Genomic DNA, 25,894 nt, shown 5'->3' with positions numbered 1-25,894 from the left:
ATACCTTTATCGTTAGGATGATGGCGCTCAGTTGTCGCCTTTGAATACGGTTCCCGCAGGGAGCACTGGCGTTTTTTCCGGGGCTTCAACCGGTGTCTGCGGGAGATAATGTTCAATTTGATGAGCCGGAATATCGGCGTAATCCTGTTTCAGCCAGCGAATAAATCCGCCCACTTTCACCAGTAAAATGGCGAGGAAGGGAAGGGCAGTGAGCACGACGGTAGTTTTCATGGTTTCCAGCGATGCACCGGTGAACAGAATTGAAAGCGGGATCAGGGTGATTACCACGCACCAGAAAAGACGCAGGCCACGGTCTGGATCATCACCTTCCTGAAGATTCCGCGTGCTGGTCGCTGCCATGGTGTAGGCCACTGCATCCATATGCGAGGCGAGGAAAATAATCATCACGCCCAGATAAGCGGCGAGGAACAATTTACCGGCTGGCAACGACATCAGAACTTGTTGAACGGCCGTTTCACCGCCCAACGTTTCCAGCACCTGCGGAACGTTGATTATCCCTTTGATAAACTGATGAATAGCAAAACTTTCCATCACGCCGAAGAAGAACCAGCAGCCGACGGTGCTACCGAGGATCAACCCCCAGATAACTTCTTTGATCTTACGACCACGTGATACGCGGGTGACGAACATTGCCACGCCGGGGGTGTAAGAGATCCACCAGAGCCAGTAGAAAACGGTCCAGTTGCGGGTAAATGAGCCATCGCCAAGCGGATCGGTGAATAAGCTCATCTGTAAGAAGTTTTGTGTGGTCAGGCCGATGGCATTGATGATGCTGTTAGTAATAAATTCGGTTGGACCGACAATCAAAACCAGCAATGGCAGCAGGAATGCGCCCCAGCCGACCATTTTGCTCAGACGTTGTAAACCGTTGTTGATACCTATCCACGAACTAAGGCAAAAAATGCCGCCGGAAAGCAGGATCACAAATGCCTGCACGGTGAAGTTATCCGGCAAACCGGTCAGCGCGGAAAGCCCACGGGTAAAGGTTGCCGCCGTCACCACCAGAGAAATGGTCAGCGCGCCGACAGTGGCGATCAGAAACATCAAATCGACCAGTTTTCCCCATGGGCCTTGCGGGCGAACACCGGTAATGGCAGCAATAATGCCGGAAAGACTCAGACCTTTATTTTTCCGCACATGGAAGTGGTAAGCCATGATTAATGAGGCCAGCGTATAAGTTGCCCAGGCGCTGATGCCCCAGTGGAAAAAGGAGTAGGGAACGCTAAATTCCAGTGCCTGCTGTGAACGCGGCACGATATTTAAACCAGGCGTTTGATAATAATAGGCCCACTCCGCTACGCCCCAATAAAGCGTGGAGGAACCTAATCCGGCACAAATAAACATAAACAGCCAGGAGAGCGTACTGTATTCCGGCTTACCTTCGCCAAGACGAATATTGCCATATTTGCTGGTGGCTAAATAAATTACCAGCCCCATTGCCAGCAAAACTAATACCTGTACGGCGGAACCCAGCGTGCGGGTAACTAAACTGTATATTGCGTTGGCCGCGTCGGCCGACTGTTGCGGAAAAAGGCTTAATGTGGCTGCGATGAAAAGAATGGCCACCAGGCTGATGCTAATCAGCGGCAAATCTTTTTTCTTAACATTGCTCATCATGAGTCATCTCCTGGGCATAAAAGCCCGTCGCTGGCTTTTGCCAGTTGTAATTATTTGCAGGGTAATGAACTTTTTGTTGTGTTTAACAAATTGATTATTTACATGTTACATAAATTAAACAATTAAGAATACGGAAAGCCATAAAACACGGAACGGAAACAATAAAAGGTGAAATGACGCAGGTTATTTACTGTAAAGAACGAATAAAAAAACCGCGTCAGTGACGCGGTTCAAATAAACTGGTTCGACCTTAACGCAAAATAATTTTGCAAATCGCGTCGGTAACCTGTGGCGTGGTGGCATTACCTTTCATATCGGGTGTTTTCGGCCCGTGAGCAATCACTTCTTCAATCGCTGCCAGAATGCCGTTGTGCGCTCGCTGGAAACGCTCATCGCCATTGCCGAGAAAATCGAGCATCATTGCACCGGCCCAAATTGTGGCGATAGGGTTAGCAATATTTTTCCCGTAGATATCCGGCGCAGAGCCGTGGACTGGCTCGAAGAGCGACGGGAAAGTGCGTTCCGGATTCAGGTTGGCGGATGGGGCAATGCCGATGGTGCCGGTGCAGGCCGGGCCAAGATCGGAAAGAATATCGCCAAATAAATTAGACGCTACCACCACATCAAAGCGTTCCGGTTGCATCACAAAGCGCGCACAGAGAATATCAATATGCTGCTTGTCCCAGCGGATTTCCGGGTAATTTTCTGCCATTGCTTCTACTCGCTCATCCCAGTACGGCATACTAATGGCTAAACCGTTAGATTTCGTGGCAGAAGTCAGGGTTTTGCGCGGGCGGCTTTGTGCCAGCTCAAAAGCATATTGCAAAATGCGATCGACGCCACGGCGGGTAAATACCGATTCCTGAATGACAACTTCATGTTCTGTTCCCTCGTTCAGTCGACCGCCCAGAGACGAGTATTCGCCTTCCGTATTTTCGCGCACCACGTAAAAATCGATGTCGCCGGGTTTTTTACCCGCCAGCGGACAGGGAACGCCGGGAAAGAGGCGTACCGGGCGCAGGTTGACGTACTGATCAAACTCGCGGCGAAATTTCAGCAGCGATCCCCATAACGAAATATGGTCCGGAACGGTATCCGGCCAGCCGACGGCACCAAAGTAGATAGCGTCGAAACCGCTGAGTTGTTCATGCCAGTCGTCCGGCATCATTTTGCCGTGATGGCTGTAATACTCGCAGCTTGCCCACTCCATCTGCTCAAAACTTAAGGCAAAGCCCCAGCGTTCAGCAGCAGCCTGTAACACACGAATCCCTTCAGGAAGGACTTCTTTGCCAATCCCGTCTCCAGGGATCGCAGCAATACGCATCGTTTTCATCATTAGGTTCTCACTTCCTGATCAGCAAAATTGACAACTCCACCATCCTATAATTGACTGATCAGGAATTAATCCCCGCAACTGGTGAAACATAAAACACGAATCATGAATAATTTACCGCTGCTGAACGATTTGCGCGTCTTTATGCTGGTGGCTCGCCGGGCTGGTTTTGCCGCCGTGGCGGAAGAATTAGGCGTTTCACCGGCCTTCGTCAGCAAGCGCATCGCCTTGCTGGAGCAAACTCTGAACGTGGTGCTATTACACCGCACCACCCGTCGCGTCACCATTACCGAGGAAGGTGAGCGGATTTATGAATGGGCGCAGCGGATTTTGCAGGATGTCGGGCAGATGATGGATGAGCTTTCCGACGTGCGCCAGGTGCCGCAGGGAATGCTGCGTATTATCAGCAGTTTTGGTTTTGGACGGCAGGTGGTAGCTCCGGCACTGTCAGCACTGGCGAAGGCGTATCCGCAACTGGAGTTACGTTTTGATGTGGAAGACCGGTTGGTCGATTTGGTCAATGAAGGGGTCGATCTGGATATTCGTATTGGCGACGACATTGCACCTAACTTAATTGCCCGTAAACTGGCGACCAATTACCGTATTCTCTGCGCGTCGCCGGAGTTTATTGCGCGATATGGTGCACCGAAACATTTAACGGATCTTTCTGCATTACCCTGCCTGGTCATAAAAGAGCGCGATCATCCGTTTGGTGTCTGGCAATTGCGCAATAAAGAGGGTCACCATGCCATTAAAGTCACCGGACCGATGTCGTCTAATCATGGTGAAATTGTCCATCAGTGGTGTCTCGATGGACAAGGGATTGCGCTGCGCTCCTGGTGGGACGTTAGTGAAAATATTGCCAGTGGACATCTGGTACAGGTTTTACCTGAATATTATCAGCCAGCAAATGTCTGGGCTGTTTATGTCTCAAGGTTGGCGACATCCGCAAAAGTAAGGATTACGGTAGAGTTTTTGCGCCAGTATTTTGCAAATCATTACCCGAATTTTTCACTGGAATGAGCGCCATTTTTTACTCTATTCTCAGGTTATTGTCAGGTTAAAACCTGATTTTCTCCTTTCTAAGCCGTTGCGGATTGGTTAGCATATTCACCTTTAATCGCGCATGATCCAAAGAGAATTAAAGAGGTTAACGTGTTCGCAGAATATGGGGTTCTGAATTACTGGACCTATCTGGTTGGGGCCATTTTTATCGTGCTGGTGCCAGGGCCGAATACCCTGTTTGTGCTTAAAAATAGCGTTAGCAGTGGAGTGAAAGGCGGTTATCTTGCGGCCTGTGGTGTATTTATTGGCGATGCAGTATTGATGTTTCTGGCGTGGGCCGGTGTAGCAACCTTAATTAAGACCACACCGATATTATTCAATATTGTACGTTATCTTGGCGCGTTTTATTTGCTCTATCTGGGGAGTAAAATTCTTTACGCTACCCTGAAGGGTAAAAATAGCGAGGCTAAATCAGATGAACCTCAATATGGCGCTATTTTCAAGCGTGCGTTAATTTTGAGTCTGACCAATCCGAAAGCCATTTTGTTCTATGTGTCGTTTTTCGTACAGTTTATCGATGTTAATGCGCCACATACGGGGATTTCATTCTTTATTCTGGCGACAACTCTGGAACTGGTAAGCTTCTGTTATTTGAGCTTCCTGATTATTTCTGGTGCTTTTGTCACGCAGTACATTCGTACCAAAAAGAAACTGGCTAAAGTGGGCAACTCGCTGATTGGCCTGATGTTTGTGGGTTTTGCCGCACGACTGGCGACGCTGCAGTCTTGATGCTTTCAGCCCGCGATGCTGCGGGCTTCCCTCCTGAAATACATCTATATTTCGCCTGGATGACGTTAAAAAGTAACCAATAAATGGTATTTAAAATGCAAATTATCAGGCGTACCCTGAAACGGCTGGAATAAATGGTTTTCAGCATATTTACCGAAGGAGGGAAAAGGATGCTGCAAATCCCACAAAATTACATTCATACGCGCTCAACACCTTTCTGGAATAAACAAACTGCGCCTGCCGGAATATTCGAACGTCATCTTGATAAAGGAACGCGTCCGGGTGTTTATCCACGCCTGTCCGTTATGCATGGGGCGGTCAAATATCTCGGCTACGCCGATGAACACAGCGCAGAACCTGATCAGGTGATCCTCATCGAAGCAGGTCAATTCGCAGTGTTCCCGCCGGAAAAGTGGCACAATATTGAAGCCATGACTGACGATACTTATTTCAACATCGACTTCTTCGTTGCTCCTGAAGTCCTGATGGAAGGTGCAAAACAACGGAAAGTCATTCATAGCGGGAAATGAATTATGGGCAAAGCAACGTATACCGTAACCGTCACCAATAACAGTAATGGCGTTTCTGTCGATTACGAAACAGAGACGCCGATGACATTACTGGTGCCAGAAGTGGCGGCCGAAGTGATAAAAGATCTCGTCAATACCGTGCGTTCTTATGACACGGAAAATGAACATGATGTGTGTGGTTGGTAATTATTGCTAATGTAGATGGCGCTAATTCTGCGCCATCGTAAAAAAAATGCTCTGTGACACATATCACAATTCTTGCCTCTCTTATGTTGTGCTATGCTTTTTATCAGCGACTAACCCGCTAATGCAAAACAGATAAGTGAGGAAACAATGGGCATTCTGTCATGGATTATTTTTGGACTTATTGCCGGTATTCTGGCGAAGTGGATCATGCCTGGTAAAGATGGTGGTGGATTCTTTATGACCATCCTGCTGGGAATTATCGGTGCCGTAGTTGGTGGATGGATCAGTACACTGTTTGGTTTTGGCAAAGTCGATGGCTTCAACTTTGGTAGTTTTGTGGTTGCCGTGATTGGTGCGCTGGTCGTGCTGTTTATCTACAGAAAAGTCAAAAGTTAATACTGAAAAGCACAAAGGCTGCCTACAGGCAGCCTTTGCTATTTTTTCGACGCGGTATTACCACCATCCCAGCTCGGTGCCAAGAACGACAATAATCGCCACGCCCATCATAATAATCGTTGTTTTTTTCATCTTTATGCCCCTGGGGCCGCATAGCCGCCAATAAAAAACCACGCTAAAAATATGACTGCCGTAATAAAGATCACGACGGGAAAAACAATACCGATTCGCATGTTACCACCAAAGAAAAGGATGTGAATACGCCTCAGGAGTGCCTGTCTGAATGCGCGACAAAAGGGGGTTTCTGTTTGTGTTTTTTCTCCTGATACATCGCGATATCGGCAGCATGTAGGGCACTGTCTGCATCGGTGGTTTCAGGATCCACTTCTACTACGCCAAGACTGGCGCCAGGATAAAACAGATCAATATCACCCAGGTGATATTCTCCACGTATTTGCTGTTGGATACGCTCACGCAGTGACTGGATATCGGCATTTTCATTAGCCAGGGCAACGACCAAAAATTCATCGCCGCCGAGACGACCAATAATCTCGCCATTCTGATGTAGCCTGGTGAGGCGCTCGCCAACCTGAATAAGAAACAGATCGCCGCTATTGTGACCAAATCGGTCGTTGATTAATTTGAAGTTATCCAGGTCGATAAAAGCAATAATTGCCTTACGCTTCAGATGCCGAGCGAGGGAAAACAGCGTCGTCAGATTATCAAAAATCGCCCGCCGATTCGGTAGGCCGGTCAAAGAGTCGGTGTAAGATTGCGCAATCAGAGCGGCATTGGCTTCACGTAATTGCTCAACCAGCGCCTCTTTTTGAATATATTGTGCAATCAGTCCGGCGAATAGCTGCAAAACCTGCTCTGCGCGTTCACTCCACGGGCGCTTTTCACTGCTGGCGGCGCAAAGCGTGCCATAGAATGATCCATCCGGTAAGTGAATTGGTGTGCTCAGGAATGTGGTAATACCAAGATTGCGTGCCGCAATGCAGTCACCCCAACGGCCTGGAACTTCATCGCTGAAAAAACAGTTTTCATCAATGGCGCGTTTGCACAACGAGTAATCCCACGAGACGGTAAAATTCTCCGGGATGTGCATTTTCTGGCTGTTACGGGCAAACAGGATATGTTGCAGTCGCGCGTCAATATCCACCTTTGTCAAATAGGTCGATTCCATGTCGGTGACCATTTCCAGCATCTCCAGAAGTTGCCGAACCAGACTTTCCAGAGAATGTTCTGAGGCGAGTGACTGCGAGACGCGGGCAATAATCTGATCTGACACGAAAGAACTCCAGGATACGGCGGGTAAAATGCTGATTATTTAATCTTTGCAGGCATGATAAAACATCATCAAAGAAGATGAAACTAGCCGTAATATATTTTAAGTGAATGTAAAGGAAATAGTGCTGCAAAACAAAACGATACCGCGATACTCTAAGGCGTAGATAAACGTATGAGATCAACGAATGAAAATTATCAGTTTTACTCTGCCTTGCCTGTTAATTCTTGCGGGATGTTCAACCACTTCTCAACCCGACGCACCAAAACCGCCGCATGTTGGGATGGCGAATCCGGCGTCGGTCTACTGCCAACAGAAAGGCGGTACGCTCATTCCCGTGCAGACATCGCAAGGGGTCAGCAACAATTGCAAATTACCGGGCGGTGAAACGATTGATGAATGGGCATTATGGCGACGGGATCATCCGGCGGGTGAAAAATAACCGCCGGATGCCAGGCTAAAATCACAAGCTTCGCAGCCAGTCGGCCAGCACCAGCGCATGGTTTTGCGTGGTATTTTTTGCCGAGTAGAGCAGGGTCAGCGGCTGTTTTTGGGCGATTTCCGCCAGCCGTTTCCCTTCTGGCTCGTGTTGCGCCAGTTCTGCAATATATTGTTCGCGAAAGGTTTTAAAATCGATCACTTCGCCGTGAAAGGCTTTGCGCAGTTCCGTTGACGGCGTGATCTCTTTATCCCACTCATCAAGTGCTAAATCAGTTTTCTTGATACCACGCGGCCAGAGACGGTCGACCAGTACGCGATAACCATCGCTCTGTTCAGCCGGATCATAAACGCGTTTACACTGAATATTCATCGTGTTTGTTCTCCCTTTCACGCATGATTTGCATCGTCACTATAGCACCGGACATCAACGAATTTCTTTGTCTCTTCCGGCGCAAAGTCCAAAAATCGCCATCAGCAGTGAAAGAATTGCGACAACAATCAGTGGCGTGGACCAGTCACCGTTAGCATCGTGTATTTTGCCCATTAGCGGCGGCCCACAAGCTGCCAGCAGATACCCGACGGATTGTGCCATACCCGAAAGAGCAGCGGCCTGATGCGCAGAGCTTGCTCGCAGTCCGATAAACGTTAGTCCAAGTATCATTGTTGCCCCGGAACCAAAACCGAAAAGCAGAGTCCAGGTGACAGCGTGTGCTGGCATAAAGCAGAGCCCAACCGCACCCACTGCGCACATTAAGGCGACCAGAGCGGCAATACCGCGTTGATCTTTCACATGATGTAAGAAAAGTGGGATCAGCAAACCGGGAGCAGCAGTGGCTAATTGCAACAAACCATGCAGCGAACCTGCCTGTGCCTCGCTGTAGCCGTGACTGATGAGGATCGCCGGAAGCCAGCCGATAATCACGTAATAGACCAGTGAGTTGATCCCAAGAAACAATGTGACCTGCCAGGCAAGCGGCGAACGCCAGATACCCCGGGTATGTAAGGCGCGTGAGGTACTCAAATTCACATGTTGTTGATTACGCCATTGCGGCAGCCATATAAATAGAGCCAGCAGAGGAAAACACATCAGCATGAGCAACGCGCCCTGCCAGCCAAAACCGTTCAAAGCCAGCGGCACCACCAGAGCTGACCCCAGAGCCGCTGCAGCGCCCATCGTCAGGGAATATGCGCCGGTAAGTCTGGCGACGGAATGGGGAAAATCGCGTTTAATGAGACCTGGTAGCAAGACATTCCCTAATGCAATCCCACAGCCAATGATAATCGTACCGCCAAATAATAAGTAAGCCGAAGGAAGAGAGCGAATTGCTATGCCAGCACAAATCAAAAGTAATGCTGCCACCAGGCTGCGCTCTATACCAAAACGACGTGCCACCGACGCGGCAAGAGGAGATATCAGCGCAAAGGCTAATAAAGGTAAGGTCGTCAGTAACCCTGTTTGCGCCGTCGTCAGTGAGTAAGCGGAACGAATGGTATCCAGTAACGGTGCTACGCCGGTGAAGGTAACACGGAGTGTGGTGGCAATCATTAGAACGCCGGCTATCAGGACAATCCTGTTTTTGCCGCTTAATGAAGTTGAACGGATCATAGATATCTCATTGTTACAAGCGAGGCTCTACCTTACTGTTTTTATTGTTATGTTGAATCAAGCTAAAATGACAAATTATCGCTAAATTCGGACAAAATGATGCACAGGTTAAATCTCAATGGTTATGAACCCGATCTTCACCATGAAACGGCGGTCGCATTTTGTATTCATGCCGGAAAGGATGAATTGACCAGTCCTGTACATCAGCACCGCAAAGGGCAGCTGATACTGGCTCTGCGTGGAGCCATTACCTGTACGGTGGAAAATGCGCTGTGGATGGTGCCGCCACAATATGCAGTATGGATTCCAGGCGGTGTGGAGCATAGTAATCAGGTAACAGCGAATGCCGAGCTTTGTTTTTTATTTATTGAATCCAGTGCGGTGATAATGCCGGGCAAATGTTGCACGCTGAAAATTGCGCCTTTATGTCGTGAATTAATTTTAACGCTGGCAAAAAGAACAGCAGCTCAACGTGCTGAACCAATGACGCGCAGATTAATTCAGGTGCTGTTTGATGAACTCCCTCAGCAACCGCAACAACAGTTGCAGTTACCCGTTTCTTCGCACCCCAAAATCCGCGTGATGGTGGATACGATGGCAAAAGAGCCCGTCGAATGGGGGACATTGGGGCAATGGGCAAATTTTTTTGCGATGAGTGAACGCAATCTCGCCAGGTTGATAGTTAAAGAAACGGGGTTGAGCTTTCGTCAGTGGCGTCATCAGTTGCAGCTCATTCTGGCACTTCAGAGGTTAGTGAAAGGCGATAGTGTTCAGAAAGTGGCGCATATGCTGGGGTATGATTCAACAACGGCTTTTATTACCATGTTTAAGAAAGGCCTGGGGCAAACGCCAGGCCGGTATATTGCGGGATTAACTACTGTTTCCCGATGATCAGAGAGACCAGACCTGCGGCAATAAGCGGACCGACCGGCACACCGCGAAACAGCGCCACGCCTAAAATCGTGCCCACCAGCAGCCCGGCAACCAGTTGCGGCTGACTGCCCATCAAGGTCACGCCGCGTCCGCCAAGCCAGGAGACAATCACTCCCACGGCAATTGCCACCAGCGATTTCCAGTTCAGAAACGAGTGAATAAGTGTCGATGGCGGCAGTGTCCCGCTGGCTACAGGAGCCATTACGCCGATAGTAAGAATGATTATCCCGATACTCAGTCCTTGTTTTTCGATCCACGGGAAAAAGGTGCTTAACGGTGTGACGCGGACAATGATTAACACCAGAATTGAAACGGCGACAGTGGTGTTGTGGCTGATAAAGCCCAGCGCAGCTAACCCGAGCAGGATCAGCAAAGTGACATCAAACATCGTGGTTTCCTTGCCAAAAAATAATAAGCCTGCCTACTTTACGCCTGCTGATGAGAGGAAGCAGAGAACAATTACGTGTTATGCATAAAAAATCAGGCAAATTGTCATCAAATTGCCATTTGTGTGCGCTAACAATAACGTGAAAACAGGTATCCCCTGGGGTAAGACCATGAACGATCAAATGTTCGTTGAGACACTGATTATCACGTCATCGTTTTTTGCCATTGCGGTTGTGCTGGTGCTATCTGTTCTGCTTATTGAACGAACCAGCTAGTTACGTAGTACGACGGAATTTGACCAGTTCGGGTTGTGCAATGCGTAAATAATCTGCGGTGTTCAGAATAACGGATTTATCCAGCATACCCGCGTTGAAGGCGATCTCATCGAATCGCTCAAAGAGTAGCGGGTCGGCAACCAGTTTGAGTTTTGGGTGGAAGCTGAATGGCGGGATAGCACCGAAGACACAGCCTGTCAGTTCATCGACTTCCGCCGGGCTGGCCAGCGAAGCACGTAACCCGCCGATGTGGCTGGCGAGTTGGCTAAGGTCAGCTTGTTGATCGGCAGCGAGGATCGCCAGAACATGCTGATTTACGCCATTACCTTTGACTTTACACACCAGTGCCTTAGCACCCTGACCTAAAGCGGTGCCACGAATTTCTGACACCGCTTCGCATTTACCCACCGCTTCGTGGGTAACGATGCGAAAGTTAGCGCCTTCTTGTGATAATAAAGCGATTAACCGCTGATGCGTCACGCTTCCTTTAGCCATTTCAGTCATTTCATGCTCCTGAGATTACAAGCAAACAACCACAGAAGATTATCATGAACGGCTGTTTTTGTTCTGCTTATTGACATATAAACGCTCATCGGAAGCTTTATATGCATCATGTAACGTATCGTTTTCTTTCATCGCGTAAATACCGGAAGAGAAGCCGATCTCTTTCTGCGGCGCGATATGTTGCAGACGTTTTTCGATACGTTCAGGCAGTTGTGCTGCAATTTGCGGCGTCGAATCGACCAGAATAATGCAAAATTCGTCTCCACCGAGACGGATGGCATAATCGCTTTTACGAATCGACTGTTTAATCGCCTGAGCTAATAACGTAATGGCTAAATCGCCCTCCTGATGACCGAGGGTGTCATTTATTTGCTTTAACTTGTCCATGTCAATCGCAATAAACATCACCGAAGAACCGGATTGCACCAGTTTCTGCAAACGCTGCTCAAGTTCAGGCGTTAATATTTTGCGATTATATAGCCCGGTCATCGCATCACTGATATTTTCGCGAGTCACGTTTTGGTACAGGCGGAAGTGCATCCGTACCATGTTGAGTAATATCAATGCTGTCAGCAGCCAGAATACAACGCTTTTCCATGATGATGTAATAAAGTAAAGAATATCAATGGATAACGAAACACGAATGCCGCCAGGCAAGTCATGGACGTAACTGACATACTGAAACAGATTATCTTCGCTCTGATTGATAATAATGTCGCGTCCCGAATCGGTATCGGTTAGCGTAACATTGAGAAAACGCCAGAGGAGAGGGCGGTCATGAGTGTAAAAAATATTGCGCAGATTGTTTTTACTAATATCCAGCAACACAATACCTTTTAATTGCCCGGCAACATAGACTGGCGTCAGCAAACTCATCACATTCTGTTTAGTACGCTGATCCTGGTAAATGCTCGATAATACGGTGCGACCGGTAAACACTTTTTCAATATCTTTACGATCAATACCAATGCTTCCTGACTGCAGGAAGGACCAGTTATTCATCGCGAAGTATTCAACATTGACCGGCTCGTAAAAATAGACATAGCGGTCATTGAGATCGAGATAATAGTGAAATTTCTCTTCGGCCATCCCAAGACCGGAACCGTAATCATCCTGGTGGCGGTTACCTTCCACCGCCTGATCAAATGCCGGTAATAGCGCCGCTGCTTCGACAATTGTGTCGCAGTCAGTGGATGCGGTCTGCAATGTTCCGTGTAAATCCGCATAAGTATGGGCAGTCAGGTTTAAGCCATGGGTATTGTTGGCAGACTCAAAAGCCTCACAGATGGCATGTCGCTGTTCTGGCGACACCTCAGACTGTTTCGCAGCAAGCGCGCGCATCACGTGTGCGGCAATGCTCTGATTTTGATACTTGTCGTAGAGAAAGGAGGAGTCTGCTTTCTGGACGATATAACGCAAATAAGCACTCATAGCCCTGTCGCTGGCGACAAGTTCAAAAATAAGGAAGGAAGATGTCAGCACAATGACACTTGCGGCGATAAAATGCCGGAGCATTCTATGGTGCAATTTCATGATAAATGGCACTCCTTCGGTTAGTGAAACGAGAAAACCAGATAAAGTTCGATTGCGGCCTGGTACAGGGGCGCTAATTATACTCATCTCTGCGCCGCTGGGGAGGGGAAATTTAGGGGTATTGGTAATAAATTGTATGCCAGAGCCATGCAAAAAGCATGGCTTTGAATAATTTTGCACTCAAATATAATGAATAATCACTTTGTTGCCGCCATCGGTTTTCGCCTCACATAACGCTTTATCTGCTTCCGTCATGACAAGCGAGATATTACGCGTATCACCCGTGCAAAAAACACAGCCAATGCTGATGGTCATTTGTTCAGGGACATTATATCTATTACTAAAACCGGTCAGGAGCTCGACATTTTTACGCACCCGATCGGCGATAATTTTTGCCTGGGCGGTATTCAATTCGGTAAATAGCAAGCCAAACACTTCACCATCCAGACGTGCGAAGATGTCATCGGGGCGGATACTTTGCTGGATAATATCGACAATGGAAACCAGAACTTTATCGCCCACATGATGGCCCCATTGAGCATTTATACGTTTGAACTGGTTAATATCTACCAGCATAATACAAAAATCCTTCACAACAGTGCGAGAGAGTAATGACTCTACACTGTTGAAAAAGTGACGACGGTTATAAATATTGGTCAGTACATCATGAACCGCTAGTTTGCTGGAAAGTTGTAGTTCCTGAAATATATTATATATCAAGAAGGTGACAACAAACAGTTTACTCGAAACCTCAATGCCACGACTGATATACCAGATAGTATAATTATATTCATCCAGAGTCAGTAGTAACAAGTTACAGCAGAGCGATGCCAGACATAATAATGCAATTGACGGCCACAGCTCGCTTGCTAATTGTGTACGCATGATAATAAAAAACAGTAAACACGCCCACAGACAAACCAAAATCTTGGTGTAGTTAATTCCCCAGCTCGCCGTATGACTATCCGGACAATAATCTACGACATACAAAGAGTAGTCAGGATTATAGCTGCTCAGGTTGTGTGCCAGAAAAGGGAAAAATATAAAAGGTATCAGCGCCAGCAACAAGATACAGGTTTTTTTCTTGTTGTTCGTCAGGATGCTATTTCGTCCATAACAGTAGAGAGCCAGTGCGGTTAAGCAAATGAAACTTAGCTGACGAAATAGATATAATATGGAAATATCATTCGACTTCGTCTGAATAAGTGTGCTGTCATTGATAGGCTTATGAATAATGAAAATGGTTTCAGTTAAATAGAAAAGACCACTTAAAAAAGCAAGACTTAAAATGAGTGTTGGGAAAATATCACGCTTAATGAAATATTTCATTAGCATGAAAAGAAAGATGATGGAGTTGAGGAAAAATAAAGCCACAACAACCATCAGGTAATTCATCTGTGGGATGAGTTTTATATTGGTGTTTTCGTTATATAAAGTGGTGATGCAAAATAAAATTAATGTCAGTAATAAGCTGAAAATAAAAAAGCTTTGAGCTTTTAATTTTTGTGTACCCATAGAAACCATAAAAAGGAGAGCAATGTGAGTGCTGGATTTTATTGATGGCAGAGATATATAGTTTTGACCAGGATCAAATTTCCTTATCGATAAAAAAATAATTAAAGAATACCCCTGAAAAAAAACGTGTTAACAGAATTATTTTTTCCGAATGATTTTTTTATGGAACTAAATTCTGTAAAGCTGATGCCGACATATTTAAAGCAATTGTAAACTAACGTATGTAATAAATGAATTAATTTACAGTGAGCTAAAAATCAGCCAGGCAATAATGACCCGGCTGATGGTTTTAGTCTTTAGTAGTTGCATTTTGTTTATGGAATAGCTCGCGGAACACAGGATAAATATCATCCTGATCGCGGATATGCTGCATCGCAAAGTTTTCGAAAGTAGATTGCAGATGCTCATATTCCCGCCACAATGTTTGATGAGCGCGGCGGGTAATTTCGATATAGCTGTAATAACGAACAACGGGCAACAATTTTTTCGCCAGAATTTCATGGCAAAGCGGAGAGTCATCAGCCCAGTTATCGCCGTCCGACGCTTGTGCCGCGTAGATATTCCACTGCGCCGGGTTATAACGCTCTTTCACTACTTCATCCATCAGTTTCAGGGCGCTGGAAACAATGGTGCCGCCAGTTTCCTGCGAGTAGAAAAACTCATGTTCATCAACTTCTTTCGCCTGGGTATGGTGGCGGATATAAACGACTTCGACGTTCTTGTAGGTTCTGCTGAGAAACAGATACAGTAATATATAAAAACGTTTGGCCATATCTTTGGTGGATTGATCCATCGACCCGGAAACGTCCATCAGGCAAAACATCACCGCCTGACTGGAGGGATCGGGGCGCTTCTCATAATTCTTGTAACGTAAATCGAAGGTGTCGATGAACGGAACACGTTCAATTTTGGCGCGTAATTCGGCAATCTCTTTGCGCAGCCGTTCCTCCTCCAGCAATTGCGCAGGTTCACTGTTGCTGATGATGGCCAGATTTTCTTCCAGAGCATGAAGTTCCCGCCGCTTGCCTGCGGTCATCGCGGTACGTCGCGCCAGTGAGTTCTGCAATGAACGCACCACGCTGATATTGGCAGGAACGCCGTTAGCGGTGTAGCCTGCCCGATGCGTTTTATATTCGGTCAACTGGCGTTGCTGGTTTTGTTTCAGATTGGGTAAGGCTAAATCTTCAAACAGCAGGTCGAGATATTCGTCTTTCGAAATCTGGAAGACAAATTCATCCTGACCTTCACCGTCCTGACTGGCCTGACCCTGACCACTGCCGGAGCCACCGCCGCCACCCTGGGGACGTTCAATTCGATCATTCTGTACAAAATGGTCATTGCCCGGATGAACGCGATGGCGCAGGCCGCCACGCCCCTGATGAAACATCGGTTCGCTAATATCTTCCGTTGGGATAGAAACGGACTCGCCGCTGTCGACGTCGGTCACCGAACGCTTATTGATGGCCTCGGAGATCGACTGTTTGATTTGCGCTTTATAACGGCGTAAAAAACGCTGGCGATTCACCATGCTTTTGTTTTTGCCGTTCAGACGCCGGTCAATAAACCAGGTCATATGCCCCCCGTACTGCATTTGCCAACTGTATGCTGCACCTGTATTGCCGGATGCGCTTCGCTTATCCGGCCTGCGGTTCGCTGTCGTTGTCGGCCCGGTAACATGTACACCGGGCCGTTGTTGTTAAGACGATTTACGTACGCGCAAATACCATTCGCACAGTAAACGCACCTGTTTACGGGTGTAGCCTTTTTCCATCATACGGTCGACAAAATCGTCGTGTTTCTTCTGCTCGTCGGTTGAGGTTTTGGCGTTAAACGAAATGACCGGCAACAACTCTTCGGTATTGGAGAACATTTTCTTCTCGATAACCGTGCGCAGTTTTTCGTAGCTGGTCCAGTTCGGATTGCGTCCGCTGTTATTCGCCCTGGCGCGCAGCACGAAGTTGACAATCTCGTTACGGAAATCTTTCGGATTGCTGATCCCCGCCGGTTTTTCAATTTTCTCCAGCTCGGCGTTAAGAGATTCGCGGTCAAACAGCTGCCCGGTATCCGGGTCGCGATATTCCTGATCCTGGATCCAGAAATCCGCATAGGTGACATAACGGTCGAAAATGTTCTGCCCATATTCGGAATAGGATTCGAGATAAGCTGTCTGGATCTCTTTACCGATAAACTCGGCATATTTCGGGATCAGATAACCTTTCAGGAACTCCAGATAGCGTTCTGCCTGCTCTTGCGGGAACTGCTCGCGCTCAATCTGCTGTTCAAGAACGTAGAACAAGTGAACCGGGTTAGCCGCCACTTCCACGTGATCGAAGTTGAACACGCGGGAGAGGATCTTAAACGCGAAACGCGTGGACAGACCGTTCATCCCTTCATCGACGCCTGCGTAATCACGATATTCCTGATACGACTTGGCTTTCGGGTCGGTATCTTTCAGGCTTTCGCCATCGTAAACGCGCATCTTTGAATAAATGCTGGAGTTTTCTGGCTCTTTCAGACGCGAAAGAATGGAAAAACGTGACAGCGTTTCAAGCGTACCTGGCGCGCATGGGGCGTGGGTCAATTCACTGTGATTAAGCAGTTTCTCGTAGATTTTGATCTCTTCGGAAATGCGCAAGCAATACGGCACCTTCACGATGTAAACACGGTCGAGGAAGGCTTCGTTGTTTTTGTTATTACGGAAAGTGACCCATTCGGATTCGTTCGAGTGGGCGAGAATAATCCCGTTGAACGGCAGGGCGGAGATACCTTCCGTCCCGTTGTAGTTACCTTCCTGGGTGGCGGTCAACAGGGGATGCAGCACTTTTATCGGTGCTTTAAACATCTCGACAAATTCCATGATCCCCTGGTTTGCACGGCACAGCGCACCGGAATAACCATAGGCGTCCGGATCGTTCTGCGCGTAGTGTTCGAGTTTACGAATATCGACTTTCCCTACCAGCGCGGAGATGTCCTGGTTATTCTCATCGCCGGGTTCCGTTTTGGCGATGGCAATTTGTTGCAGAATAGACGGCCAGACCTTCACAACCCGGAATTTAGTGATGTCGCCACCAAACTCATGCAGACGTTTCGCAGCCCACGGCGACATGATGGTGCCGAGATAACGGCGAGGAATGCCATACTCTTTTTCCAGGATCTGCGCATCTTCCTGTGGATTGAACAGACAGAACGGATGATCGTTGACCGGGCTGCGTTCACCGTTGGCGCTCAATACATAAATAGGCACGAGCTGCATTAATGATTTCAGTCGCTCAGCAAGCGATGATTTACCCCCACCTACAGGCCCCAGCAGATACAGGATTTGTTTCTTCTCTTCCAGCCCCTGAGCCGCGTGTTTCAGATAAGAGACAATCTGTTCAATCGCGTCTTCCATGCCGTAAAACTCTTCAAACGCCGGATAACGTGCAATGACCCGGTTGGAAAAGAGTCGAGAAAGTCTGGGCTCCTGGGCCGTATCGACCATGACCGGCTCACCAATAGCCATCAATAGCCGCTCAGCCGCGTTGGCATAAGCACTGCGATCTTGCCGACAAGTGGTAAGAAACTCCTGCAGTGTGAACTCTTCGTCCTTGGCAGCTTCATATCGCTGGCGATAGTGATCGAATATATTCATGGTATGCCGTCCTTTCGTTTTTTAGCACAGGTTAAGAGCCGTTCATATGAATAGTAGAGGCTCCCGGAAGAGGTAAACTGAACGACGTCTCTTGCTAAAACACAGCAACTCTCATGCCATCTTACCGACTGCGAGAACAACGTGCCCGGTGATACACCTTCAAAATTAAGCGTAGATGGCAAATGGAAAACTTGCCTGCATGGCTTTCTGGATTTCAATGGCATATCAACAACTCATCCATAAAAATTGCATAATTAATGTAAAGAATATTGCCGCCAGTAACGCAAAATTCATTCAGGTGTAAGCCCGATGTCATCAGCGTCAGGAAAATTAAACAGTTACCTTTAGAAATGAAAATGTAAAAAGGTTGGGTTTCGATGTATTGACGGGTAAACTTTGTCGCCCGCTAAACATTTGTTTAAGGAATGATTAATTGTGACCAAACTCAAACTTCTGGCACTTGGAGTGCTTATCGCAACGTCTGCAGGCGTAGCGCACGCTGAAGGTTTTTCCCTGGGCGCAGGCGTAGGTGTCGTTGAACACCCCTATAAAGATTACGATACCGATGTTTACCCAGTACCGGTAATCAACTATGAAGGCGATAACTTCTGGTTCCGTGGCTTAGGTGGTGGTTACTACCTGTGGAATGACGCAACGGATAAACTTTCAATTACCGCTTACTGGTCGCCGCTTTACTTCAAAGCCAAAGACAGTGGCGATCACCAAATGCGCCACCTGGATGACCGTAAGAGCACCATGATGGCCGGTCTGTCCTACGCACACTTTACCCAGTACGGTTATCTGCGTACCACTTTGGCAGGCGACACACTGGATAACAGCAACGGTATCGTGTGGGATATGGCCTGGTTGTACCGTTACACCAACGGCGGCCTGACCGTGACTCCGGGTATCGGTGTGCAGTGGAACAGCGAAAACCATAACGAATACTATTATGGCGTATCGCGCAAAGAATCCGCTCGCAGCGGTCTGCGTGGCTATAACCCGAATGACAGCTGGAGTCCTTACCTGGAGCTGAGTGCCAGCTACAACTTCCTCGGCGACTGGAGTGTTTACGGCACCGCACGCTACACCCGTCTGTCTGATGAAGTTACCGACAGCCCGATGGTGGATAAATCCTGGACTGGTCTGATTTCTACCGGGATCACCTACAAATTCTGATAATGCATCTTTCCAGGGCATTTTGTGCATAAAAACAGGGCGTGACGCCCTGTTTTGCATTACGGTGGAGCAAAAACCTGGAGGAAACAATGCAACAAAAAATGATTCCGTTTAGTGGCGATGTCTCACTGCCAGCCGTAGGGCAGGGAACATGGTATATGGGCGAAGACGTCAGCCAGCGCAAAACCGAAGTGGCTGCACTACGCGCGGGCATTGACCTCGGTTTAACCCTCATTGATACCGCCGAAATGTATGCCGATGGCGGTGCCGAGAAGGTGGTCGGTGAGGCATTAACCGGTCTGCGTGATAAAGTCTTTCTCGTCTCTAAAGTCTATCCGTGGAATGCCGGCGGACAAAAAGCGATTAACGCATGTGAAGCCAGTTTACGCCGACTCAATACGGATTATCTCGATCTTTACTTATTACACTGGTCTGGCAGTTTCGCTTTTGAAGAGACTGTTGCAGCGATGGAAAAACTGATCGCTCAGGGCAAAATCCGTCGCTGGGGTGTTTCTAATCTTGATTATTCTGACATGCAGGATCTCTGGCAGGTGCCGGGAGGAAATCAGTGTGCCACTAATCAGGTGCTTTATCATCTCGGCTCACGAGGGATTGAGTATGATCTACTCCCCTGGTGCCAGCAACAGCAGATGCCAGTGATGGCTTACAGTCCGTTAGCCCAGGCCGGGCGGTTGCGCAATGGGCTGCTAAAAAACGCGGTGGTCAATGAAATTGCGCAAGCTCACAATATCAGCGCGGCACAAGTATTGCTGGCGTGGGTAATCAGCCATCAGGGCGTGATGGCGATTCCAAAAGCGGCAACTATCGCGCATGTTCAACAAAATGCAGCAGTGCTTGAGGTTGTGCTTTCGTCAGAGGAATTAGCCATGCTGGATGAAGCGTATCCGGCACCAAAAGGTAAAACTGCGCTGGATATGGTGTGATGTTGGGAAATGCCGGATGCATCGCACCCGGCATATAAAACTAGCACAAATTAGCGTTTCGCAACGCGAATGGATTGTGCCAGATGTGAAGGTTGCTCTTTGGTCGTTTTTTGTGCCTCAGAGGCGTAAGCGGTTTCTACGCAGACAAAGGTTTTGTAACCATCATCTGGCATATCGCCCATGCTGACTGAAAGAGCCGGGCCTGGGTTCCAGCCGACGACGTTCAGATGATGCTGGTGACCAACGGTAATAATACGATTCAACGCTTCGTCATTAATCACACTGCAATCTTGCGGATTCAGATACACGCGATCGGTACGATCAGGGAAGGTCTGAACACCGTCGGTCAGTACATCTTCTTTCGCGTCATTCACTTTATCAATGAAGCGATCGCCCAGACCACTGACGCTTACCTTAGCAATATCACCCACGTTAAAGTAGGTATGCAGGGCAGAGGTGGTTTCAAATTCGCCATGCGCTTCAAGATCGATTTCACAGGTTTCACCCACGCGGAAATGCGCTAACAGTGTAAAGTCGTGCGGCCAGTATTTTTTCGTCTCGTCGCTTTGCGTCAGTTCGAAAGTCAGTGTCACGCTATCGGCATCTTCACTATGCGATTTCAGCGTCCACGGCAGAATACGGGCAAAACCATGCGCAGGCAGACCTTGTTGTGCTGCCGGACCAAACCACGGCCAGCAAACTGGCACGCCACCGCGAATGGCGACGCCATTTTTGAACGGAGTGTTATTGCTCAACCACAGAACGTCTTCTTCACCCGCAGGCTTCCATGAGAGAAGGTGTGCGCCCTGTAATGCAAAAGAGGCTTTTACCTGGGGATGATCGACCACAATGAGGTCCAGTTCATCCAGTTTACGACGGGAGAGGACAGGGGAAATTTGTTCGATGACCGGAAGGGCGAAAATTTTCTTAATCATGACGCAGTCCTTTAACTTCATTTCATCAGGTAAAAAAAAGAGCGACCGAAGTCGCTCTTTTTAGATCACAAAGTCATCTCAACTTATTTGGAGATGTGAGCGATCAGATCCAGAACTTTGTTGGAGTAACCGGTTTCGTTGTCGTACCAGGATACCAGTTTCACGAAGTTGTCGTTCAGAGCGATACCAGCTTTAGCATCGAACACGGAAGTGCAAACTTCGCCGTTGAAATCGGTAGATACTACGTCATCTTCGGTGTAGCCCAGAACGCCTTTCATTTCGCCTTCAGCAGCAGCTTTAACGGCAGCTTTGATCTGCTCGTAAGTTGCAGCTTTTTCCAGACGAACGGTCAGGTCAACTACGGATACGTTCGGGGTCGGAACGCGGAACGCCATGCCAGTCAGTTTGCCATTCAGTTCTGGCAGTACTTTACCTACAGCTTTAGCAGCACCGGTAGAGGACGGGATGATGTTCTGGGAAGCGCCACGGCCGCCGCGCCAGTCTTTGTGAGACGGGCCATCAACGGTTTTCTGAGTAGCGGTAGTAGCGTGAACGGTGGTCATCAGACCTTCGATGATGCCGAAGTTATCGTTGATAACTTTAGCCAGCGGAGCCAGGCAGTTGGTGGTGCAGGAAGCGTTGGAAACGATGTCCTGGCCAGCATATTTGTCGAAGTTAGCGCCTTTAACGAACATCGGAGTGTTGTCTTTAGACGGACCAGTCATAACCACTTTTTTCGCACCAGCGGTGATGTGTTTACGAGCAGTTTCGTCAGTCAGGAACAGACCGGTTGCTTCAGCGACAACGTCAACACCAACTTCGTCCCATTTCAGGTTAGCCGGATCACGTTCAGCGGTAACACGGATTTTTTTACCGTTAACGATCAGATGACCGTCTTTCACTTCAACGGTGCCGTCGAAACGACCGTGAGTGGAGTCATATTTCAGCATGTATGCCATGTAATCAGCGTCTAACAGGTCGTTGATTGCAACGATCTCGATGTCAGAACGTTTCTGAGCAGCACGGAAAACAATGCGACCGATACGGCCAAAACCGTTGATACCTACTTTGATAGTCATATATTCCACCAGCTATTTGTTAGTGAATAAAAGGTTGCCTGTAAAATTACAAAAACCTTACGCAGCGTCAAGCGGAATCGTGTCAATCATTGCGACAAATCAATCCTGTGCCTAAGCATTACGCGACTGACTCGCCTCACTCTTCCTTTGGGCTTGAGACCACATGGGGTCGGCGCCCAGAATTTTAAAGGGCAATTACGATAAAAATGTGATTTTTATCACGTTTTAAGTGCTGCCATTTCGTTGAGATCAAGTTTAGAACAAAATTTTGCGAGTTGGTGTTAATGTTTTGTTAGAATAAGTCACGTAATGTGAGCGTGATTAAAGTGAGATGTGAGCAAATGGCTAACAAACCTTCGGCAGAAGAACTGAAAAAAAATTTGTCCGAGATGCAGTTTTACGTGACACAGAATCACGGGACGGAGCCGCCATTTACTGGACGTTTATTGCATAATAAGCGCGACGGCATTTACCACTGTTTGATCTGCGACGCCCCTCTGTTTCATTCTCAAACCAAGTATGATTCAGGCTGTGGCTGGCCCAGTTTTTATGAGCCGGTGAGTGAAGATTCAATCCGTTATATCAAAGACTTGTCACATGGAATGCAGCGGATAGAAATTCGTTGCGGAAACTGTGATGCTCATCTGGGCCATGTTTTTCCCGACGGTCCACAACCCACAGGCGAACGTTATTGTGTTAACTCGGCATCGTTGCGCTTTACTGATGACGAAAATGGCGAAGAAATCAACGGTTGAAAAAACGATTCAGCAACTTATTCCACAGGAGCGGGAAAATTATGAATCTTGATGAAATAATCAACAGTATGACGCCTGAGGTTTACCAGCGTTTATCGACAGCCGTTGAACTGGGTAAATGGCCAGATGGTGTTGCATTGACTGAAGAACAAAAAGAGAACTGTCTGCAACTGGTGATGCTGTGGCAAGCGCGAAACAATACCGATGCGCAACATATGACTATCGATACGAACGGTCAGATGGTCATGAAGAGCAAACAACAGTTGAAAGAAGATTTTGGTATCACGGCAAAACCAATTGCCATGTTTAAGTGAATGAATTCTCCCCTTTGTAGAGCGTTTATGAAGGAAGGGGATAATCTTTACTGTCGCGTGTTGGTTGTTTGATTTAACAACCAACATGCCAGATGCACCGCTGACGCACTTTATCTGGCCTACAACGGCAGTACAGAATTGTAGGCCAGCGTAAAATTATCCCTGCGTCTCTTCCCAGTCCGCCAGCGTGTATAGCGTTGCCCCAGCGGCTGACATCTCCATAAACGCGTGCGCGCTGTCCCGGGGCTGGATATTCACGCCACGACAACCATCGGTAATCACGTTCACGCTATAACCTGCCTGCAATGCGTCCAGCACGGTAAACTTCACGCAATAGTCGGTAGCCAGCCCCATAACGATCAATTCATTGATTTCATGTTCGCGCAACCAGTCATCAAGCGCGGTTTTCTGCCGACGTCCGTTATCAAAAAAAGCACTATAACTGTCAACTAAAGGGTTTTCGCCTTTATGGAACACAGCGGCGATCGCTTTTTGATTCAGTAACGGATGTAATTGTGCGCCTTCACTGTTCTGCACACAGTGTTCAGGCCAGAAAGTTTGCGGCAGGCCGTCGAGTTGCCCCTGCGTATAAGGTTCTACACCGTGCTGGCTGGCAAAACTGCCATGGTTAGCCGGGTGCCAGTCCTGACTGGCAATAACCGCTTCTCCGCGCGACTGGCACCAGTCAATAAGGCGGTTAGCAACATCCACTGTGCTGTCACCTTCCGGTACGGCGAGCGCGCCACCAGCACAGAAATCATTTTGTAAATCGACCAGTAACAGGGCGCGATGGGGCATTGCAGTCTCCTTAATCATCCGGCGTCAGTTCGCCGCGCAGGTTTTGGCTCATGGCCTTACGAATGGTTTCGGTATCCAGTCCCTGGCTAAGCAGGTAGTGCAGTTTGGTTAATGTGGCTTCTACAGTCATATCCGCGCCGCCAATAACCCCGGCATGGGCGAGGGCGTTACCGGTAGCGTAACCCCCCATGTTCACTTTACCGGACATACATTGTGTCAGGTTGACCACCACAATACCGCGATCGCTGGCCTCTTGTAATTCTTGCAGGAAGGCTTTGTTTTGCGGCGCATTGCCCACGCCATATGAGCGCAAAATCAACGCCTTCACCGGTTGGCGGAGGAAATTGCGCACAACGTCAGCAGAAATCCCCGGATAAATTGTTACCACACCGATCGGTTGTGGGGTGATCGGATGAACGATCAGTTCACCTTCGCCGTGCGGTGCTGGGGGCGTATTTAAACGACGGATGTGAATACCGGCTTCCAGCAATGGAGGAAGATTTGGTGACGCAAAGGCATCAAAACCATCGGCATGGGCTTTGGTTGTGCGGTTACCGCGATACAGACGGTTATTAAAAAAGAGTGTTACTTCGTTGATCGGGTAATTCGCCGCAACATACAGCGCATTCAGCAAATTGATTTGTCCGTCAGAGCGTAATTCGGCTAAGGGAATTTGTGACCCTGTCACAATGACCGGTTTGCCGAGGTTCTCCAGCATGAACGACAGCGCAGAAGCGGTATAGGCCATCGTATCGGTGCCGTGCAGAATGACAAAACCATCATAGTCGTCATAGTGCGCTTTAATATCTTCAGCAATATGCTGCCAGTCTTCCGGCGTCATATCAGAAGAATCCATCAGCGGTGTATATTCATGAATAGTGAAATCTGGCATCTCCGGGCGATGGAACTCCGGCATCAGCGCCAGTTGGCGTTGCAAATGACCTGACACCGGAATATAACCCTGCTCGGAACGCTGCATCCCGATGGTCCCGCCCGTGTAGGCGACATAGATAGATTTCTTTTGCATGATATTGATATGAATGATGTAGAAAGAGCAAAAGTATATACGTGAGGCAGGGGGAGCGCACCTGGATACTCTGTGGATATGAGAAAAGTACGGCGGAACAGAGGAACTGGCGTCCCGCCGGATAAAAGTGGTTAATCCTGCAACGCATAGGTTACGGTCGTGACTACGCGCACTGTTTTATTAATCGCCGTAGGATCATCTTCGTCACTGCCACTGGCGAAGATCTGGAATACGCCTTGTGATGCATCGCTAATGGAACCTACCTGGCTACCTGAGTCCGTTGCAAATTGTAATGCTGCGTTGCGTGCATCTTTGGTGGCGGCAGCAATCATCTCAGCGCGCAGTGCGCCAATACCATTAAAGCGATAGGCGACTTTGCTCTCGGCGATAGCGCCATCCGTAGCAACTTGCAGTTCATTTAATTTAGCGACAACTTTTTCGACAGCAGCAACGTTATGAGTTTTTATCGTAACGGAGCCGTCGGCGTTATAGCGTGGCATTGTGGGATCATCTTTGAGATAAAAGGAATCCGTTCGTTTACTGGTCCACTGACCGAGGTTTATCTCTTTGTCGTTAATCCCCTGAGCGTTGAGTTCGGCAACAATTTTTTTCTGTGCGTCTTCCAGTTTTGGGAAAAGCTCGCCGGGAACATTACCTTTAAAGTTAATCGCAATTGTTAATTCTGCCGTATCTGCGCGAACTTCTTTTTCCGAAAGCCCCCGCACGTTTACATAGCGGTTGTTGGTCTTTAAATGTTTAACACCATCGCCGACGAAATAACCACAGGCGCTGATCCCCAGTCCGAGGACAATAGCGGCAATTAAAGAGGGTGCCTTATTCACTGATGACTCCTTATCAGATGCTAAATGAGCA

Annotated in this window: 30 protein-coding genes; 12 read left to right on the top strand and 18 right to left on the bottom strand. The window is 48.1% G+C overall.

Annotated elements, in window-relative coordinates; all coding sequences use genetic code 11:
- Positions 1-27: 27 nt before the first annotated feature.
- Both yeaV and dmlA read right to left on the bottom strand, forming a co-directional pair.
- A complete protein-coding gene (gene yeaV, locus C3D30_RS10920; RefSeq protein WP_000987501.1) occupies positions 28-1,638 on the bottom strand; it encodes a BCCT family transporter YeaV in 1,611 nt (536 codons plus the stop codon).
- A 250-nt stretch (positions 1,639-1,888) separates the two neighbouring features.
- Complete coding sequence (gene dmlA, locus C3D30_RS10915; RefSeq protein ID WP_105286876.1) at positions 1,889-2,974, bottom strand: multifunctional D-malate/3-isopropylmalate/tartarate dehydrogenase; 1,086 nt, start codon at positions 2,972-2,974, stop codon at positions 1,889-1,891.
- A gap of 102 nt (positions 2,975-3,076) precedes the next feature.
- On the opposite strand from dmlA, the gene dmlR reads away from it, so the two are divergent.
- The 5 genes from dmlR (at position 3,077) to C3D30_RS10890 (ending at position 5,877) form a co-directional block, all read left to right on the top strand.
- The gene (dmlR, locus tag C3D30_RS10910) at positions 3,077-3,994 is read left to right on the top strand and encodes a DNA-binding transcriptional regulator DmlR (protein ID WP_016158134.1); all 918 of its coding nucleotides are present in this window, start codon (positions 3,077-3,079) and stop codon (positions 3,992-3,994) included.
- Between the two features lie 132 nt (positions 3,995-4,126).
- Entirely contained in the window at positions 4,127-4,765 is a 639-nt protein-coding gene (gene leuE / locus C3D30_RS10905) for a leucine efflux protein LeuE (protein WP_000457214.1), read from the top strand.
- A gap of 170 nt (positions 4,766-4,935) precedes the next feature.
- On the top strand, positions 4,936-5,295 hold the full coding sequence (yeaR, locus tag C3D30_RS10900; RefSeq protein ID WP_000939314.1) for a DUF1971 domain-containing protein YeaR: 360 nt from the start codon (positions 4,936-4,938) through the stop codon (positions 5,293-5,295).
- 3 nt (positions 5,296-5,298) lie between these two features.
- Positions 5,299-5,481 carry a DUF1869 domain-containing protein gene (locus C3D30_RS10895; RefSeq protein ID WP_000513737.1) on the top strand — a complete coding sequence of 61 codons (183 nt, stop codon included), beginning with the start codon at positions 5,299-5,301 and terminating at the stop codon, positions 5,479-5,481.
- Between the two features lie 147 nt (positions 5,482-5,628).
- The gene (locus C3D30_RS10890; protein WP_000512152.1) at positions 5,629-5,877 is read left to right on the top strand and encodes a GlsB/YeaQ/YmgE family stress response membrane protein; all 249 of its coding nucleotides are present in this window, start codon (positions 5,629-5,631) and stop codon (positions 5,875-5,877) included.
- Positions 5,878-5,934: 57 nt separating this feature from the next.
- Here the strand turns inward: C3D30_RS10890 and yoaJ are convergent, their stop codons facing one another.
- From yoaJ to C3D30_RS10875, 3 genes are read right to left on the bottom strand one after another with little or no spacing between them, the layout of a single operon-like run.
- A complete protein-coding gene (gene yoaJ / locus C3D30_RS10885) occupies positions 5,935-6,009 on the bottom strand; it encodes a protein YoaJ (protein ID WP_001386836.1) in 75 nt (24 codons plus the stop codon).
- 2 nt (positions 6,010-6,011) lie between these two features.
- Positions 6,012-6,110 carry a YoaK family small membrane protein gene (locus C3D30_RS10880; protein WP_032155883.1) on the bottom strand — a complete coding sequence of 33 codons (99 nt, stop codon included), beginning with the start codon at positions 6,108-6,110 and terminating at the stop codon, positions 6,012-6,014.
- Positions 6,111-6,142: 32 nt separating this feature from the next.
- Complete coding sequence (locus C3D30_RS10875) at positions 6,143-7,168, bottom strand: sensor domain-containing diguanylate cyclase (protein ID WP_010349484.1); 1,026 nt, start codon at positions 7,166-7,168, stop codon at positions 6,143-6,145.
- Between the two features lie 184 nt (positions 7,169-7,352).
- On the opposite strand from C3D30_RS10875, the gene C3D30_RS10870 reads away from it, so the two are divergent.
- On the top strand, positions 7,353-7,607 hold the full coding sequence (locus C3D30_RS10870) for a putative hemolysin (RefSeq protein ID WP_000691925.1): 255 nt from the start codon (positions 7,353-7,355) through the stop codon (positions 7,605-7,607).
- Between the two features lie 21 nt (positions 7,608-7,628).
- Here C3D30_RS10870 and C3D30_RS10865 read toward each other — a convergent pair whose 3' ends face one another.
- Together C3D30_RS10865 and nimT are read right to left on the bottom strand one after the other, a co-directional pair.
- Entirely contained in the window at positions 7,629-7,976 is a 348-nt protein-coding gene (locus C3D30_RS10865; protein WP_010349485.1) for a DUF488 domain-containing protein, read from the bottom strand.
- Positions 7,977-8,030: 54 nt separating this feature from the next.
- A complete protein-coding gene (nimT, locus tag C3D30_RS10860; protein WP_000621406.1) occupies positions 8,031-9,212 on the bottom strand; it encodes a 2-nitroimidazole transporter in 1,182 nt (393 codons plus the stop codon).
- A gap of 96 nt (positions 9,213-9,308) precedes the next feature.
- Between nimT and C3D30_RS10855 the strand changes: the two genes are divergently transcribed.
- A complete protein-coding gene (locus C3D30_RS10855; protein ID WP_000972229.1) occupies positions 9,309-10,103 on the top strand; it encodes an AraC family transcriptional regulator in 795 nt (264 codons plus the stop codon).
- Here C3D30_RS10855 and C3D30_RS10850 read toward each other — a convergent pair.
- Positions 10,087-10,533, bottom strand: a complete 447-nt coding sequence (locus C3D30_RS10850) for a DUF441 domain-containing protein (protein WP_000460713.1) — start codon at positions 10,531-10,533, stop codon at positions 10,087-10,089. The two genes, C3D30_RS10855 and C3D30_RS10850, sit on opposite strands and share 17 nt — an antisense overlap.
- A gap of 169 nt (positions 10,534-10,702) precedes the next feature.
- On the opposite strand from C3D30_RS10850, the gene yoaI reads away from it, so the two are divergent.
- Positions 10,703-10,807 (top strand): small membrane protein YoaI, encoded by a 105-nt coding sequence (yoaI, locus tag C3D30_RS10840; RefSeq protein ID WP_000999631.1) that lies wholly within the window; start codon positions 10,703-10,705, stop codon positions 10,805-10,807.
- Here yoaI and yeaK read toward each other — a convergent pair whose 3' ends face one another.
- The 5 genes from yeaK to yeaG all read right to left on the bottom strand — a co-directional run bounded on the left by yeaK (position 10,808) and on the right by yeaG (position 17,990).
- Positions 10,808-11,311, bottom strand: coding sequence for a mischarged aminoacyl-tRNA deacylase (yeaK, locus tag C3D30_RS10835; protein ID WP_000138049.1), 504 nt, complete (start codon positions 11,309-11,311; stop codon positions 10,808-10,810). It abuts the gene before it with no gap.
- Positions 11,312-11,353: 42 nt separating this feature from the next.
- The gene (gene dgcJ / locus C3D30_RS10830; RefSeq protein ID WP_010354168.1) at positions 11,354-12,844 is read right to left on the bottom strand and encodes a diguanylate cyclase DgcJ; all 1,491 of its coding nucleotides are present in this window, start codon (positions 12,842-12,844) and stop codon (positions 11,354-11,356) included.
- A 180-nt stretch (positions 12,845-13,024) separates the two neighbouring features.
- Entirely contained in the window at positions 13,025-14,368 is a 1,344-nt protein-coding gene (locus C3D30_RS10825; RefSeq protein ID WP_123058449.1) for a sensor domain-containing diguanylate cyclase, read from the bottom strand.
- Positions 14,369-14,648: 280 nt separating this feature from the next.
- The gene (locus tag C3D30_RS10820) at positions 14,649-15,932 is read right to left on the bottom strand and encodes a YeaH/YhbH family protein (protein ID WP_000219690.1); all 1,284 of its coding nucleotides are present in this window, start codon (positions 15,930-15,932) and stop codon (positions 14,649-14,651) included.
- A gap of 123 nt (positions 15,933-16,055) precedes the next feature.
- Complete coding sequence (gene yeaG / locus C3D30_RS10815; protein WP_001019882.1) at positions 16,056-17,990, bottom strand: protein kinase YeaG; 1,935 nt, start codon at positions 17,988-17,990, stop codon at positions 16,056-16,058.
- A gap of 435 nt (positions 17,991-18,425) precedes the next feature.
- Between yeaG and mipA the strand changes: the two genes are divergently transcribed.
- The gene (gene mipA, locus C3D30_RS10810; protein ID WP_000163764.1) at positions 18,426-19,169 is read left to right on the top strand and encodes a scaffolding protein MipA; all 744 of its coding nucleotides are present in this window, start codon (positions 18,426-18,428) and stop codon (positions 19,167-19,169) included.
- A gap of 89 nt (positions 19,170-19,258) precedes the next feature.
- Entirely contained in the window at positions 19,259-20,113 is an 855-nt protein-coding gene (gene yeaE, locus C3D30_RS10805) for a methylglyoxal reductase YeaE (RefSeq protein WP_001186328.1), read from the top strand.
- Positions 20,114-20,163: 50 nt separating this feature from the next.
- Here yeaE and C3D30_RS10800 read toward each other — a convergent pair whose 3' ends face one another.
- Positions 20,164-21,048: a D-hexose-6-phosphate mutarotase gene (locus C3D30_RS10800; RefSeq protein ID WP_010349492.1), complete on the bottom strand. Its 885-nt coding sequence runs from the start codon at positions 21,046-21,048 to the stop codon at positions 20,164-20,166.
- Positions 21,049-21,131: 83 nt separating this feature from the next.
- On the bottom strand, positions 21,132-22,127 hold the full coding sequence (gapA, locus tag C3D30_RS10795) for a glyceraldehyde-3-phosphate dehydrogenase (RefSeq protein ID WP_000153502.1): 996 nt from the start codon (positions 22,125-22,127) through the stop codon (positions 21,132-21,134).
- A gap of 341 nt (positions 22,128-22,468) precedes the next feature.
- Between gapA and msrB the strand changes: the two genes are divergently transcribed.
- Together msrB and C3D30_RS10785 are read left to right on the top strand one after the other, a co-directional pair.
- The gene (gene msrB, locus C3D30_RS10790; protein WP_001284609.1) at positions 22,469-22,882 is read left to right on the top strand and encodes a peptide-methionine (R)-S-oxide reductase MsrB; all 414 of its coding nucleotides are present in this window, start codon (positions 22,469-22,471) and stop codon (positions 22,880-22,882) included.
- A gap of 41 nt (positions 22,883-22,923) precedes the next feature.
- On the top strand, positions 22,924-23,196 hold the full coding sequence (locus C3D30_RS10785; RefSeq protein WP_010345857.1) for a YeaC family protein: 273 nt from the start codon (positions 22,924-22,926) through the stop codon (positions 23,194-23,196).
- Positions 23,197-23,352: 156 nt separating this feature from the next.
- Here C3D30_RS10785 and pncA read toward each other — a convergent pair whose 3' ends face one another.
- From pncA to C3D30_RS10770, 3 genes are all read right to left on the bottom strand, one after another.
- The gene (pncA, locus tag C3D30_RS10780; RefSeq protein ID WP_001120530.1) at positions 23,353-23,994 is read right to left on the bottom strand and encodes a bifunctional nicotinamidase/pyrazinamidase; all 642 of its coding nucleotides are present in this window, start codon (positions 23,992-23,994) and stop codon (positions 23,353-23,355) included.
- Positions 23,995-24,004: 10 nt separating this feature from the next.
- Entirely contained in the window at positions 24,005-25,021 is a 1,017-nt protein-coding gene (ansA, locus tag C3D30_RS10775; protein ID WP_001170164.1) for an asparaginase, read from the bottom strand.
- Between the two features lie 131 nt (positions 25,022-25,152).
- Positions 25,153-25,863 (bottom strand): SIMPL domain-containing protein, encoded by a 711-nt coding sequence (locus C3D30_RS10770; RefSeq protein WP_001030439.1) that lies wholly within the window; start codon positions 25,861-25,863, stop codon positions 25,153-25,155.
- Positions 25,864-25,894: the final 31 nt, after the last annotated feature.

Origin of the sequence: Escherichia sp. MOD1-EC5433, assembly GCF_002966005.1 — a bacterium.
Taxonomy (GTDB): Bacteria; Pseudomonadota; Gammaproteobacteria; order Enterobacterales; family Enterobacteriaceae; genus Escherichia; species Escherichia ruysiae.
This window is presented reverse-complemented; position numbering and strand designations above follow the sequence as displayed.